The 14,684-nt window shown below is 67.8% G+C and carries 12 protein-coding genes and 2 pseudogenes; 10 read left to right on the top strand and 4 right to left on the bottom strand.

Translation table 11 applies throughout. From position 1 onward, the window contains the following. The first annotated feature begins 30 nt into the window (after window positions 1-30). Complete coding sequence (locus tag ABKW28_RS21230; RefSeq protein WP_348613066.1) at window positions 31-1,038, top strand: IS481 family transposase; 1,008 nt, start codon at window positions 31-33, stop codon at window positions 1,036-1,038. An 802-nt stretch (window positions 1,039-1,840) separates the two neighbouring features. On the opposite strand, the gene ABKW28_RS21225 is transcribed toward ABKW28_RS21230, so the two are convergent. From ABKW28_RS21225 to ABKW28_RS21210, 4 genes are read right to left on the bottom strand one after another with little or no spacing between them, the layout of a single operon-like run. Beyond that, window positions 1,841-2,593: an enoyl-CoA hydratase-related protein gene (locus ABKW28_RS21225; protein ID WP_348613064.1), complete on the bottom strand. Its 753-nt coding sequence runs from the start codon at window positions 2,591-2,593 to the stop codon at window positions 1,841-1,843. Then, complete coding sequence (locus tag ABKW28_RS21220) at window positions 2,590-3,762, bottom strand: CoA transferase (RefSeq protein ID WP_348613062.1); 1,173 nt, start codon at window positions 3,760-3,762, stop codon at window positions 2,590-2,592. The genes ABKW28_RS21225 and ABKW28_RS21220 overlap by 4 nt, the downstream gene beginning before the upstream one ends. A gap of 15 nt (window positions 3,763-3,777) precedes the next feature. Then, a complete protein-coding gene (locus ABKW28_RS21215; RefSeq protein WP_348613060.1) occupies window positions 3,778-4,623 on the bottom strand; it encodes an alpha/beta hydrolase in 846 nt (281 codons plus the stop codon). After that, complete coding sequence (locus ABKW28_RS21210; RefSeq protein ID WP_348613058.1) at window positions 4,623-5,756, bottom strand: CoA transferase; 1,134 nt, start codon at window positions 5,754-5,756, stop codon at window positions 4,623-4,625. The genes ABKW28_RS21215 and ABKW28_RS21210 overlap by 1 nt, the downstream gene beginning before the upstream one ends. A 730-nt stretch (window positions 5,757-6,486) precedes the next feature. Between ABKW28_RS21210 and ABKW28_RS21205 the strand changes: the two genes are divergently transcribed. From ABKW28_RS21205 to ABKW28_RS21165, 9 genes and pseudogenes are all read left to right on the top strand, one after another. Continuing rightward, the gene (locus ABKW28_RS21205) at window positions 6,487-7,653 is read left to right on the top strand and encodes an acyl-CoA dehydrogenase family protein (protein WP_348613056.1); all 1,167 of its coding nucleotides are present in this window, start codon (window positions 6,487-6,489) and stop codon (window positions 7,651-7,653) included. An 18-nt stretch (window positions 7,654-7,671) separates the two neighbouring features. Further along, a complete protein-coding gene (locus ABKW28_RS21200; RefSeq protein WP_348613054.1) occupies window positions 7,672-8,160 on the top strand; it encodes a MaoC family dehydratase in 489 nt (162 codons plus the stop codon). Beyond that, entirely contained in the window at window positions 8,153-9,427 is a 1,275-nt protein-coding gene (locus ABKW28_RS21195) for an acetyl-CoA hydrolase/transferase C-terminal domain-containing protein (RefSeq protein ID WP_348613052.1), read from the top strand. Before ABKW28_RS21200 ends, ABKW28_RS21195 begins: the two co-directional genes overlap by 8 nt. A 29-nt stretch (window positions 9,428-9,456) precedes the next feature. Then, window positions 9,457-10,632, top strand: a complete 1,176-nt coding sequence (locus ABKW28_RS21190) for an acyl-CoA dehydrogenase family protein (RefSeq protein ID WP_348613050.1) — start codon at window positions 9,457-9,459, stop codon at window positions 10,630-10,632. Further along, a complete protein-coding gene (locus ABKW28_RS21185) occupies window positions 10,629-11,876 on the top strand; it encodes a CaiB/BaiF CoA-transferase family protein (protein ID WP_348613048.1) in 1,248 nt (415 codons plus the stop codon). The genes ABKW28_RS21190 and ABKW28_RS21185 overlap by 4 nt, the downstream gene beginning before the upstream one ends. Window positions 11,877-12,340: 464 nt before the next feature. Beyond that, window positions 12,341-12,775: a hypothetical protein gene (locus tag ABKW28_RS21180; protein ID WP_348613046.1), complete on the top strand. Its 435-nt coding sequence runs from the start codon at window positions 12,341-12,343 to the stop codon at window positions 12,773-12,775. A gap of 143 nt (window positions 12,776-12,918) precedes the next feature. Beyond that, a pseudogene (locus ABKW28_RS21175) lies at window positions 12,919-13,796 on the top strand (IS21 family transposase); the annotation flags it as partial. A 62-nt stretch (window positions 13,797-13,858) separates the two neighbouring features. Then, on the top strand, window positions 13,859-14,017 hold the full coding sequence (locus tag ABKW28_RS21170; RefSeq protein WP_348613044.1) for an ATP-binding protein: 159 nt from the start codon (window positions 13,859-13,861) through the stop codon (window positions 14,015-14,017). 182 nt (window positions 14,018-14,199) lie between these two features. Further along, window positions 14,200-14,534 (top strand): annotated as a pseudogene (locus ABKW28_RS21165) (transposase); the annotation flags it as partial. Window positions 14,535-14,684 lie beyond the last annotated feature (150 nt).

Raw genomic sequence — 14,684 nt, 5'->3', positions numbered from 1 at the left:
AGAAACCGCTCCGCCACCAAGGAGGCCTTCGTGTCCCACGCTACCCACTCCAATGCAGCCCTGACCCCTCGCGCCCGGCTCCGACTCGCACGCCTGGTCGTCGAGCACGGTTGGCCGCCAGCTCGCGCGGCCGAGCGCTACGACGTCTCCTGGCGAACTGCGAAGAAGTGGGCCGAGCGATACCGAGCCGAGGGCCCCGACGGCATGCACGACCGGTCCTCGGCCCCACGGCACCAACCGAACCGGACCCCGGCCCCGGTGGTGCGCAAGATCGTGCACCTGCGCTGGAAGCAGCGCCTCGGTCCCATCGCGATCGGCGACAAGCTGGGCATGCCGGCATCGACCGTGCACGCAGTCCTGGTCCGGTGCCGGATCAACCGGCTCACCCACATCGACCGGGCCACCGGTGAACCGATCCGCCGCTACGAGCACGAGAAGCCCGGGGACCTGATCCACGTCGACGTCAAGAAACTAGGCAAGGTCCCCGACGGCGGCGGCTGGCGCTACGTGGGCAAGCAACAGGGCGACAAGAACCGCTCCGCAACCGCGGCGCGCACCGGCGAGAGGAACAAGCACCGCCAGCCACTGATCGGGACCTGCTACCTGCACACCGTCATCGACGACCACTCCCGCGTCGCCTACGTCGAAGCCCACGACGACGAGACCAAGGAAACCGCCACGCTGGTGTTGCGCAACGCGACTGCGTGGTTCGCTGAGCGTGGCGTCACCGTCCAGCGCGTCCTGTCCGACAACGGCAGCTGCTACCGATCGCACCTGTGGCGCGACACCTGCACCGACCTGGACATCACACCTAAGAAGACCCGGCCCTACCGACCCCAGACGAACGGGAAGATCGAACGCTTCCACCGAACCCTGGCCGAGGGATGGGCGTTCAAGAAGTTCTACAACTCCGAGTCAGCCCGCCTCGCGGCTCTGCCAGGATGGATCCACGAGTACAACCACCACCGGCCCCACTCAGCAATCGGCAAGGCAGCCCCCATCACCAGGTTGGACAACCTGGCTGGGCATCACAGCTAGGCCGCTCGGCCAGCGGGCCGTCCACGGACAGGATCGCCTCGCCCGATGCGACGGTGCACGTCACCGTTGTTCGCGTGTCCCTCGGGCGGCAGGACCGTCTTGCCGAAGAAGTAGGTGGTAAAGTGTGCTGAGTGACCTGCCCAGCAGGTCCAAGTCGCGATTCTCGGTCAGCCCGCCGGCGGTATAGCGAAGCTTGTTGGTCAGTGAGGTGCAGTCCGGCCGGTCGACGCGGCTGGTCGCGGGTCATAATGTCGCGCAAGCTTGACCATCTGAGCCTCGTCATACCTCTGAGCGGCGAGGGAGCGGGCGGGGGATCGGTGACAATACGGGCCTGGACGACCTCGCGGACGGTCACGCCCGTGCTCTGGAAGTAGAACAGCAGCGTCCGGGCGAGGTCCTCGAGATGGATGGCGCTCGCCACGCGCCCACCCCCGAGCGCCTGCTGATGTTGATAAGCCCGCATGCCTACCGAATGCAGGTCCCTCGCGCGGGCTCGCGCGCCCGACGTCGAACTCCACGAGCATCGCGGCCTCGGTGAGAGACGGTCGCGACTTCAGGCCCCTTGCCGTGACGTATTGGGAGAGCTTGGCGCCGTCCCGCGCGCTGACCCCCGCGGGCGCCAGCCGGCCGTGCGTCATTGACCAGTCGCGCGGCGTATGGACGGCGGTCGCGCGGTGTGGACGGCCTTCGGGGCGGGGTGTCGTCGGTCGCGCTTAGGTGTCTCGTCAGGGTGCGGGTTGGGGACCTTTGAAGAGGGCCGTCCGCTTGCGCAAATCGACGATGCCGTTGGTGCGCAAGCTCTTCAGAGATCGGCCGCAAGGTGTCGGCGCCGCATCGACCACATCTGCGTAGCGCGCTCCAGCTCCAGCCCCCGGTTCCACGCCGCATCGTCGCTGAGGGACTGGAGGCGCATGGACCGCGCCGTACGTCGGGCCAACTCTGGATCGGCGGCGGGCTGCCTGGCGAGCTCGATCGCATGGGCCTCCACCTGGTCGGCGGGCACGGACTCCCACGCGAGGCCGAGCTCGGCCGCGCGGCTGCCGAGAACCGATTGGCCAAATAGTGACATCGCGTTGCCGACCTCGCGCGCCCCAGTGCGGGCCAGGAGCGTGCCGTGGCCACCACCTGGGTGCAGCTGGATCGCGAGGAAGCCCGACATGAGACGGGCGTCATCGGCGACGATGCGGATGTCGGTGGCAAGGGCGAGGTTCATCCCGGCGCCCACCGCGCCGCCGCGGATGGCCGCGACCGTGGGTGGGAGCAGCTCGCCGACGCGCTTAAAAGACTGGTAGATGTGGCCCATCGCCTCGAACATCTCCGCATCGGCCGGCCGCTCGCCCGCAGTTGAGAGCGTCGCTCGTTCGCCGCCTGCGCAGAAGTAGGAGCCGGCCCCGGTCACGACGACCGCACCGATGGCGGGGTCGGCATCGACCTTCTCGCACGCCGCGATGAGGTCGAGCGCCATGTCGACGGTCAACGCGTTGCGGCGCTCGGGGGCGTCAAGGGTCATGACGGCCACGCCGTCCTCCACCTCGACCCGCACCTGTCCGCTCATGCGCCGCCACCCAAGCCGAGTTCGCGGCGCATCTCGTCGGTGTGCTCGCCGATCGACGGCGGAGCCGACAGGTGGGAGAGGATCTGGTCCTCCGGCGCGGAGCCGAACTTGATCGGTATGGCAGGGATCTGGGCCGGTTCGCCAGCGAGGGTGGTGGGACGCATGACGCCGTTCTCGACGGAGTGCTGGCTGGCGAGCGCGTCACCGATGCCGAGCACCGGGGCGAACGGGATTTCAGCCGCCTCGAGCAGCGGCACCCAGTCGTCAAGGTCCTTGGTCGCCATGGCAGCGGCGATGCCGGCACGTTCGTTAGCGAACTCCGGGCCCTCACCGTTCTCCATCGAACCTGACCAGTCGCCGCGTTCCTTCCAGCTTTCGGGCAGACCGAGGATGTCGCAGAACGACAGCCAGAAGCGTCGCTCGGTGGGCGCACACAGCATCACCCGACGGTCCCGGGTGTAGTAGAGGCTGTAGCGCGAGCCGATGTCGCTGTAGTCGAACCACGGCTCACCGGTGTTCGCGAGCATCGTCAGGTCGCGCCAGTTCCACCACATCGCGGCACCCCACAGCGAGACGCTAAGGTACTGCGGCTCACCGAGGCCCTGGTCGCGGCGACGGGCGGCGGCCAGGACACCCAGCGCGGCGAAGACGCCGCCTAGGCTGGTGCCGGCGGTTCGCCAGCCCGACCGGGTCGTGGGCTGCAGCTCCCCGTCCGCGACGGGCACGAGACCCGCGAGCGCGTCGATCGTCTGACCGTGCGCTGTGTAGTCCTTCCACGGTCCCTGGTCGCCGAAGCCCGACAGCGAGACGTAGATGAGCTCGGGATTGGCCTTGATCATGGTCTCGAAGTCCATGCCGCGCTTGCGAGCGTCCTTCGGGCGAGCGCCGACCAGCACGGCATCGGCCCACGAGGCGCAGGCAGCGATTGTCTGGTCCCAGTCGTCGGCCCGTCGGTCGACCGCGAGGCTGCGGGCGCCAGCGTTGAGAGCGACGTGCATCATGCCGGAGCCACGGATCAGGGGGACGTTGCCGCGGTTGCCGTCACCGGTGCGCGGGTTCTCGACCTTGACGACGTCAGCCCCGAGTTCGGTGAGCAAGTGCGAGGCGAGTGGCCCTGACAGGTGGGTCGAGAAGTCGACGATGCGAAGCGGGCGGGGTTCGATGGTCATGGTGGCCTCTCGGGTTCAGGGAAGGGGTGTTTGGAGGAACGCGAGGAGTGCCGCGGTGAACTCGTCGGGCACCTCGCGAGGGATGTAGTGGCCGGCCTCGATGCGGCACAGCTCGGCGCGGGGGAAGGCGTCGATCATGCGCCCGGCGATGTCGTCGTCCAGGAACGGGCTGCGGGTGCCCCGCATGACGAGGACCGGCGCGGTGACGCGAGTGCACATCTCCCACAGGTACGGGTTCTCGCGGCGACCAGCCGACCCGGTCAGCCAGAACAGCTCCGGATCGGAGCGGAACACGAGCTTGCCCGCCCAGTTCTGGCGGAGCTGGTGCTCAGCGTGGAGGTCGAGGAAGACGGGCTGCCACTCGGGGTGCAGCTTCGCGTAGTGGGCACGTGCCTGGGCGCGGTCGCGGAAGCCGCGCACGTCCTGGGTCGACGACACGATGTCGCGCGAGAACTCGCCGCCGCCGCGAGCCACCTCGGGTCCTGTGTCGGACAGCGCCATGCGGGTCACGCGCCCGGGGTGCTCGCCAGCGAACGCTATCGTGACGCGACCGCCCAGGGAGTGCCCCACGAGGTCGACCGTCTCAATGCCCAGGGAGTCGAGCACGGCGCTGAGGTCGTGGACGAAGGAGTCGATGCCGTACCCCTCGAGAGTCCACCCGCTCTCGCCATGGCCGCGCAGGTCGACCGCGACGACCCGTCGGGTCTTCGCGAGCTCGGCAGCGATGGGGTCCCACGTGTGAGCCTGCACGTTGATGCCGTGCACCAGCACGACGGGATCAGGTCCGTCGGGGCTCCACTCGAGGTGGTGCAGCCGCAGTCCGTCGACGTCGACGAAGCCGCTCGTGGGTCCCTCGGTCATTAGGTTGCTCCGATCGGGGCCGTGGAAAGCTCGGCCAGGATGTTCGCGAGGTCGCGGACGTGGTCGGGGTCGGTGTCGGAGCTAGCGGGCCGGGTGCCCGACCAGACGACCGGATGTGCGACCCGGAGGCCTTCCGGAGCAGGCAGGATCGCGCCGCGTGCTCGCAGGTGCTCGTCGGCAGCGACCTCGGCGACGGTGCGCACGAGCGTGATCGGTACGCCGAGCGGCTCGAGCTCGTCGATAAGCGCTGCGGCCGTACGACCAGCGATCGCCTCGGCAACAAGGGTGCGCAGCTCGGCGCGCTCGGCGCTGCGACCGGCATGGGTGTCGTACGGCGCCGACGCGAGGTCGGCACGGCCGATGCCATGGCATAGCGCAGACCAGAACGGCGTCTCGATCGCGGCAATCGCCACGTGACGGCCGTCCGACGTCGCGAACACACCGGCTCCGGCTGAGTACGCGACAAGGTCCTCTGCGACCGGCTCCACGGCGTCGGTCAGGCAGCGACCCCAGCGTGGCAGCGCAAACTGCATGACCGACTCCTCCATCGAGACGTCGAGGAGGACCGACTCCGGTTCGCCCGAGGAGCGGACCCCACCCAGAATGGCGGAGACGATCGAGAGCGCAGCGAACATCGACGCACTCAGATCGGCGACCGGGAGGTAGGGGGTGGGCGGGGTGTCGCCAACAGCGAGGGATCCCGCGAACACGCCCCCGGACGCCTCGATGTTGGCATCGTGCGCCGGCATGGTCCGCTTGGGGCCGCTCTGCCCGTAGCCCGAGATCGAGCAGTAGACGACGCCGGGACGACGCGCTGAAACCGCCTGGAAGCCGATGCCGAGTCGATCAGCGACACCGGGACGGAAGCCCTCGAGCACGATGTCCGCAGTCGCGAGGATGCCGAGCGCGGTGTCGAGGCCGCCGGGGGTCTTCAGGTCGAGACGGACCGCGCGCTTGCCGCGGTGTAGGTGTGGCGCGATGCCGGGCAGCAGCTGGTAGCCGGGATCACCAGAAGGCGGGTGGACGCTGATGACGTCCGCACCGAGGTCCGCGAGCAGACGGCTGACGAAGGGCGAAGGAAGCAGAAGACCAAAGTCGACGACCCGGAGTCCGGCGAGCGGAGCGTTAAGCATGCTCAGGACAGTAACATGCGCATAGTTTGCGAGCGTCGCTCAATGAACCTCGTCGGTAGGTGCGAGGGAGGAGCGCGCGACGAGTGGGCGCTGGTACGACGGGTCCTCAGTTGAGCGACGACCCCAGTTCGTGCGGGCCAAGACAGGTGGATTCGCGACATCCAGCGGCGGCGTGCCAATCCGCGTACGACCAGTTCGACCGCGATCCGCCGAACGTTGTCGCCCCACTCGAGACGGTCGCCGCCTTGCAGCGGCACCGCCTCGTCGCCGTACACCTCCACGACTGCGAAGGAGTACGTCTCCCCGCGCACGTTATCGCCGTCAGCCTAGACGAATGCTGTTGGTCAGAAGTGCTGGGTGACCTCGCGCTGCGGCTACTGGAGCAAGAAGCCGTCGAGGAACTCCTGGGGTGACTTCGGCTGGCCACCGCGGCAATCGGGGCCGTTCGGATGGGAGGCCGAGCGGTAGAGGTTGAGTCCAGCTGGTCGAGCCCGCGGTTGTAGCGCAGGCTGTGCTCGAGGACGTCGGTTCGATCGGGCAGGGTCTGGATCTTGTTGCTGACGACGAGCGGTCCGAACATCGGGTCTCGCAGGAGGCCGATCCAGTTACGGCCGCCCGGTCCGATCATCGCCAAAAGATCTGCGGGCCTGTCGCAGATGTCGCCCAGGGGTGGCGTCCGTCACCCCTATTGAGTTAACCTGCGCATAGTTCGCAGTATAGAGGAGATGAGATGGACTTCACAGTCACGCAGGACCACAAGGAGCTCCGCGAAGCCATTGCTTCTCACTGCGCCAAGTACCCCGATGAGTACTGGGCAGAGAAGGATCGGTTGCACGAGTTCCCCCAGGACTTCCTGGAAACGTTCGCCGACGCCGGCTTCCTCGGCCTTGCGCTCCCAGAGGAGTATGGCGGGGGCGGGCTCGGCGTCACCGAGGCCGCCATCATGATGGAGACCATCGCCGCCTCGGGCGGCGGCCTGAGCGCCTGTAGCACGGTGCACATGCCGGTGTTCGGCCTCCTGCCGATCGTCCACCACGGATCTGAGAGTTTGAAGCAGCGCTTCTTGCCCCGTGCCGCCGAGGGCAGGTTGCGTGTCTCGTTCGCCGTCACTGAGCCGACCGCAGGCACTGACATGTCACGCCTCAGCACCACGGCTCGCAAGGTCGACGGTGGCTGGCTCATCAACGGCCAGAAGATGTGGATCTCCGGCGCCCAGGGCGCCGAGCGGCTGTTGATCATCGCCCGCACAACGCCGCGCGAGGATTGCACGAAGCCGACTGACGGAATGACTTTGTTCTTCGCCGAGAACGACAAGGACCACGTCACGGCCCAAGAGATCTCGAAAATCGGCCGTCACGCGGTCGACTCGAACATGCTGTTCATCGATGACCTGTTCGTCGCCGATGAGGACGTCGTGGGCGAGGTGGGTCGTGGATTCCGGTGCCTGCTCGACGGGCTCAACGGCGAGCGGGTTCTGGTCGCTGCGGAATGCCTCGGCATCGGCCGTGCCGCGCTGCGTCGTGCGGTCGACTATGCCAATGAGCGGATCGTGTTCGACCGGCCCATCGGCATGAACCAGGGTGTGCAGTTCCCCCTGGCGCAGTCGCTGGCCGACCTGGATGCCGCTGAGCTCGTGATGCGCAAGGCCGCGTGGCTCTTCGACCAGGGACTGCCGGCCGGGCGCGAGGCCAACTCAGCGAAGCTGCTGTGTTCGACCGCTGGCTTCAACGCGGCCGATCGCGCCATCCAGGTGCACGGTGGCATGGGCTACGCGACGGAGTACCACGTGGGTCGGTACTGGCACGAGGTGCGGCTACTGCGCATCACGCCGATCGCCAACGAGCTCGTGCTGTCCTACCTCGCTGAGCACGTCCTCGGCCTGCCCCGTTCCTACTGAGAGTCCAGGAGACGTCCCATGCCGGGCCTTTATTACGAGCAGTACGAGATCGACAAGATCATCCGCCACAACATGTCGCGCACCGTGACCGACACCGACAACTTGCTCTTCACCTCGCTGTGCATGAACACCCAGCCACTGCACCTCTCGGAGGAGTTCGCCAAGGGCACGATATACGGCGAGCGGCTCGTGACAAGTGTCTTCACCATCGGGTTGACGATGGGAATGAGCGTCGCCGACACCGTTGAGGGGACGTCGCTGGGCAACCTGGGCATCGACAGCATCACGTTCCCAACACCGGTCTACATCGGCGACACCCTGCGGGCCGAGTCGATCATCACCGACCGTCGCCGCTCCAAATCGCGGCCGATGACCGGCATCGTGTCGTTCGTCCACCGCTCCTACAACCAGCGCGACGAGCTGGTGGTCGACATCGCCCGTAAGGGACTCGCCATGTGCCTTTACGAAACTGACGAGGACGCAGAGCGGGAGCTCGGCCGTGCCTGAGGTCACTGCTTCACCGCTGGACCTCGCCTCGGTTATCCGTGAGGGCGACCGCGTCATGGTCTCCCAGGGGGTCTGCGAGCCACTCGGCCTGGTGCAGGCGCTGCGCGAGCAGGCCGCGAATCTACCCGCCGTCGAGCTGTTCATCGGTTTCAGCCTGAGCGGCCTGGTCGACGTCGACCTGGCACGACAAGTGTCGGTGGTGTCGTACGGCGCCATGGCCGGGCTCGGCGCGGTCGACGCCGCAGGTCTGCTCGACGTCGTGCCGTGCAACTACTCCGACCTGCCCGGCCTGATCCGTGAGGGCTCGCTCGCCGCGGACGTCTTGCTGCTGCAGGTCACCCCGCCCGATGAGTTGGGCAACTGCACCACGGGCATCTCAATGGACTTCACCGTCGACGCGCTGGCGGGGGCCCGGGTCATCGTCGCGGAGATCAACGATCAGTTGCCCCGCCACCCGGGTGCGGCCGTCGTGCCACTGGAGCGCCTGACGCTGTCAACCCCGGTGTCGCGGCCCGTGCTATCAATGCCGCACGGGGACCCTACCGAGTTGGACCTCGCAATCGCGGCCGGCGTCGCCAGTCTGGTTCCCGACGGAGCGACGCTTCAGCTCGGCTTCGGATCGACGGTCAACGCAATAGGCCAGCTCCTGACCTCACGCCGGGGCCTGCGGGTGCACTCCGCCCTGGTCGGCGACTGGCTTCTTGACCTCGAGCGTGCTGGGGCCCTTGCCCCACCGGATGGCCAACGCCCCGTGATCGTCACCGGAGCCGCGATGGGCAGCGCCGAGCTTTACCGCTTCGTTGCCGAGGACCCCCGCGTCGAACTGCGTCAGATCGAGGGCATCCAGCGTCCGGAGGTGCTGGCGACCCTCGACGGCCTCGTGGCGATCAACTCGGCTATTCAGGTCGACGTCGCCGGTCAGGTGAACGTCGAGCTCATCGGCGCACGCCGCGTCTCGGCACTGGGAGGCCACACCGACTTCATGCGGGGCGCCCAGGCGTCCGCAGGGGGCCGCAGCATCATCGCCCTCCCGTCCACGGCCGGCCGCAAGCGCGTGTCACGGATCGTCAAGACCCTCGACTCGTCGTGGGTCAGCACCCAGCAGAGCATGGTGGACCACGTCGTCACTGAGCACGGCGTAGCGGATCTGCGCGGCGTCGGACTCGGCCGCCGCAGGAAGGCGCTGGCAGCCGTCGCCGACCCGGAGCGCCGCTCCTTCCTCCTGCCCGACAGCACCCCCGCCCCCTTACCGGAGTCCGTCACATGACCATCACGACCAACCACCCAGGACGCTTCGTGAGCCCCGAGCTCGCGACCCTCGCCGCCACGATCCAGGACTTTGTGGCCCGCGAGATCGTGCCTGTCGAGCAGGCACTGCCGCCCGAGGCGCGGGGGATCCCTCAGGAGCAGGTCACCGCCCTGCAGGTGAAGGCTCGCAAGGCAGGTTTCTGGTGCCTCGACGCGCCCGAGGAGTTCGGCGGTGGAGGGTTGAGCACCTTCGAGATGGCTGTCGTCGTCGAGCACATGACGAAGCACCGCTATGCCTTCCCCAACCCGGGGCAGGGCGTGTTCGGGCAGGGCGCGCCGAACGTCCTCTACAAGGGCAGCCCCGAGCAGATCGAGAAGTACGTCCGACCCACGATCGACAAGGGATGGACGACGTTCGCCGCGATCAGTGAGCCGTCCGGCGGGTCCGACCCGGCACGCTCGATCCGTACGACCGCCCGCCGTACCGGAGCCGGCTGGGTGTTGAACGGTCGCAAGATGTGGGCGTCGAACGCGGACCACGCCGACTACGGCATCGTGTATGCGCGCACCGGCGGCCCCGGGCGCACCGGCATCTCGGCGTTCATCGTCGACGGCGGCACGCCCGGCATGCACGTCACGTCGGTCCCGGTGTTGCGCAACCACTGGACGACCGAGATCGTTCTCGAAGACTGCGAGATCCCGGCCGAGAACCTGGTCGGCGAGGAGGGGCAGGGCTTTGCGCTCGCCCAGCAGTGGCTCGTGCGCGGTCGTCTGCACTACGCGGCGCAGGCGGTGGGCGTGGCTGAGGAGGCGGTCAAGATCGCTTCGGAGTGGGCCAAGAACCGTGAGACCTTCGGCGCGCTGCTGGCCTCGCGCCAGGGTGTGCAGTTCCCCCTTGCGGACTCCCGGGTCGAGATCAACGCGGCACGCTGGCTCATGTGGGACGCCGCGTGGTCCGACGACCGGGGCGAGGATGCCCGTACGGCGTCGTCGATCGCGAAGCTCTACGGCACCGAGATGGGTTTCCGGGTCATAGACCGCGCGATCCAGATCCTAGGCGGCATGGGCGTCGCCAAGGAGGGTGTGCTGGAGCACTGGTTCCGAGACCTGCGCATCTCGCGCATCGTGGAGGGCGCCAGCGAGGTCCACCGCTACCTGATCGCCCGCGACATGCTGGGCGCGGCCGCGCTCGGAAACCCACAGGAAGGGACGAAGACGTCATGATGATCCCAGGCGCGCTTGACGGCGTTCGAATCCTCGATCTGACCCGGCACATGTCGGGGCCCTACGGCACCGCGATGCTCTCCGACTACGGCGCGAGCGTCGTGAAGGTCGAGTCGGCTGCCTCGGGTGATCCCAGCCGCAGCACCGGCCACGCGTACCACGGCACTGAGAATGCGCTCTACCTGATGTGGAACCGCGGAAAGCGTAGTATCGCGCTCAACCTGCGAGAGCCGGAGGCGATCGACATCGTCCGCAGGCTCGCCGCAGAGAGCGACATCTTCGTCGAGAATTACCGTCCCGGCGTGGCGGAGTCCATGGGCCTGGGCTACGAGGACCTTAAGGTCATCAACCCGCGGCTCATCTACATCTCGGTGTCGGGATTCGGTCGCGGGCCGCTCGAGGCATGGCCCGCGACCGACCCGGTCGTGCAGGCGATGTCGGGCGTCATGTCGGTGACGGGTGAGATCGACGGCGGGCCAGTGCTCATAGGCGTGCCGATCGCAGACTACGCCGGCGCAATGCAGGTCATCCAGAGCTCGCTGCTCGGCCTGATCGCCCGTGGGCGCACCGGTGAGGGTCAGTACATCGAGGTCTCGATGCTGCATGCGCTGATGGCCGCGCTGACGACCCGGCTCGCCCTCTACTGGGCGACCGGCGAGGAACCCGAGCGGCTCGGCGGCGCGCACAGCGCAGTAGCTCCGTACAACGTCTTCGAGACCAAGGACGGCTACATGGTCGCCGGCGTCTGGGGGGCGGGGGAGGCGTGGCCCAAGTTCTGCGATGCCCTAGGTCGACCTGACCTGGTCGACGACCCACGGTTCACCGACAACAAGTTGCGGGTCGGCAACCGGCACCTCCTGGTGCCGATCATCGAGTCCATCACCAGGACCCAGCCGACCGCGGTCTGGGAGGAGCGGTTCCGGGCCGTGCACGTGCTGTTCGGCCCCGTGCTCGACTTCCCCTCCCTGCTCTCGCACGAGCACGTCAAGGCCGCCGGCATCGTCAGCTCGGTGGAGCACCCCGGCGTCGGCTCGATCCCGCAGCTTTCGCCGACGCTCAAGATGTCGGGCACCCCTGGGCACCTCGGCACCCCGCCACCAATGCTCGGTGAGCACACCCGGGAGATCTTGACTGAGCTGGACTACGCAGCAGCGGACGTCGAACGTCTCCTCGCTGGGGGCGTGGCCCGCTCCAACGTCGTCGGGGCGCCCAGCGGCGACGACGATGTCGTACCGCCCCAATAGCCGCAAGTGGAGTCCAGCAGGGTGGAGTACGACGACCTGAGTGAGCGCGTGCCTATAACGTAGGCGCGGCCGCAGGGTGAATCCTTCGAGTGTGAACCTCTCACTGTCGCGTGCCGGGTCTGATGGAGGCTCTCATTTCACGGAAGGATGAGAGTCATGACAGCACCGAGGAAGTATCCGGAAGAGTTTGGGAGCGGTCGATCAGGATGGCGGTCGATCTGCGGCGTGATCCGGCGACCAGGACCGGCGCGCTCAGGCGCGTGAGTGATCAGCTGGGGATCAACGCTGAGACGTTGCGCAGCTGGGTCTTCCAGGCCGAGGTCGACGAGGGACACCGGCCCGGCGTCACCAGCGTTGAGGCGCAGCGCATCGCCGAACTCGAACGTGAGGTCAAGGAACTACGGCGAGCTCCTACCTGTCACTCTGCTTGTGAGTCAGTCGTCTCCGTCTAGGAGTTGATCGACTTGCCCATCGAAGGCGTTTACAGCATCGAGGAGCAGCGTGCGCTGGTCTATGAGTATCTGCAGGTCCCGCACGGCGGTAAGGCGGCCTTCCTGCAGGCCCACGGGCTCAAGGTCGACAGGTTCAGGCGCTGGCGCATGCAGGTCCTCGCCGACACCCTGGAGCATGGACTGGTGCCGAGGTCGGGAGGTCTGGTGAGCGTGGATGAGGCCCGTTTGCTGAAACGGCTGCTGGAGGAGAACGCCGCGCTGCGCGAGCAGTTGGCTGCACGCGATGTGGCCCACGAGCAAGAGGTCGCCGAACGTGACGAGGAGCTGGCTCGTCAGCGGCGGGCGGTCGATGCGCTGGGAAAAGCTATCGAGATCCTGCATCCAAGCGGCGACAGCAAGAGCTCCGAGTCCGATCCTCCCGCCGCCCAGCCACCGGCCCAGGAGTAGCCCCGGTCCAGGGGGTCGTGGCGGTGCTCGAGGTGAGCGCGGCGCTGGTCACGGCGTTGATCGGTGCCGGGTTCTCTCAGCGCGCCGCGCTGGACCTGGTCGGGGTGTCCCGCTCGACGTGGCACTACCGCAACCCGCAGCTGGTCGCGTTCGCCGAGCACTACTCGGTGGTGGTCCACACCTGCGGGCCGGCCGATCCGGCGTCCAAGGGCGGCACGGAGTCGTCGGTGAAGATCAGCAAGGCCGACATCGGTCCCAAGGACACCAACCTGCGTGAGGCCTACACGAGCTTCGCGGAGCTCGAGGCGGCGTGTGTGGCGTTCTGCGCCAAGGTCAACACTCGGGCGCATCGGGTGACGAAGCGGGCGCCGGACCAGATGCTCGCCGAGGAGCGGGCCCGGCTGCACCCGGTGGCGGCGGCATCGCACACGGTCGCGTTCGGGACCACTCGGGTGGTGCCGGGTAACACGCCGATGGTGACGTTCGAGTCCGGGCAGTACTCGGTCCCGCACACCCTGCTCGGGGCGACGGTGTGGGTGCGCGCCCAGGGCGTCGGTGACCGTGAGCAGGTGTGATCGTCCACGTCGGCAAGGCTGGCCCGGTCGAGGTCGCGCGCCACCGACGGGCCACTCCCGGCAGCCCACAGCTGATCGATGACCATTTCCCGGCTCAGCCGTCCGGGCCCCTGGACCGACGACCCCGCGCGAAGCACACCGCCGAATCAGAGTTCCTCGACCTGGGCGAGGGCGCCCGGTTGTGGCTGGTCGAGGCCGCCGCCGCGGGCACCACCAAGATGCGGGTCAAGTTGGCCGAAGCACTCAGCCTGGCCAAGCTGTTCGACCCCGTCGAGGTCGACTGGGCACTCGGTCACGCCGCCGTGCACGGCCGGTTCGCCGAGGCCGACCTGCCCTGGATCCTCGACCACCACGCCCGAGGAGCAGCAGCCGGCGAGCGCGATGTGCACCGAGCCAGCGAAGACTCCTCGCTCACCCAGGGCACCAGCGCGTGGGCACGCCTGGGCCGGCAGCACGGCCAGCAGCCGGCCAGCAGCACCGACCCAGCAGGCGCTAAAACCTGGAATGGGTGCACCGCCGCGAGAACCTCGTGCTGTGCGGGCCATGGGGGACCGGGAAGACGTCCCTGCTCGAGGCGCTCGGTCAGCAGGCCGTCGAGGCCGGGCTGAAGGTCGCCTGGTTCACCCTTGAAGACCTTCGGGGAGTTGAGTCCCCGATAGTGGTGTAGCGCGGTCGCCGAGATCGTCGCCGGCGTGTGCGGCAGACGAAGCAGCGGCCACCGCGTGATCCTTCGAGCGAACCTCTCACAGCACTCTCGAATGGAGTCATCACGATGACCGCCACCCACATTGTCGACCCTGGACGCCTGCTCGGCGAAGCCCTCGCCGAAGCCAGCCCCGATCTGATGCGCAGCTCCCCGAGGTCCACAACCACCTCGACGCCGCACGCGCCGACATCCTCGCCTTTACCGAGTTCCCCAAGGACGTATGGACCCAGATCTGGTCCAACAACCCCGCCGAACGCCTCAACCGCGAGATCCGCCGTCGCACCGACGCCGTCGGGATCTTCCCCACCCGCGAGGCCATCGTCCGCCTCGTCGGCGCCGTCCTGCCGAGTAGACCGACGAATGGGCCGAGGGCCGCCGCTATCTCGGACTCGAAGTCCTCGCCCGCTGCCGCGTCAACGTCGTCCCTACCACCGAACCCGAGATCGGAGCTGATGACCTGCCCGCACTCACCGCCTGAACCCGAGAGAAGGAACGCAGCGCTACACCACTAACTGGGACTTGACCCCTCGGGGTGCTGCTGCGCCCCCATTGTGCCGACGACACCGTGTCCAAGGCCATCGCCCGCATCCTGCGAGCCGACCTCGTCATCGTCGACGACATCGGGCTA

It is taken from the genome of Nocardioides sp. 31GB23 (genome assembly GCF_040012395.1).
GTDB classification, from domain to species: domain Bacteria; phylum Actinomycetota; class Actinomycetes; order Propionibacteriales; family Nocardioidaceae; genus Nocardioides; species Nocardioides salarius.
Note: the sequence above shows the minus strand (reverse complement) of the source record. Positions and strands in the feature narration are given on the sequence as shown.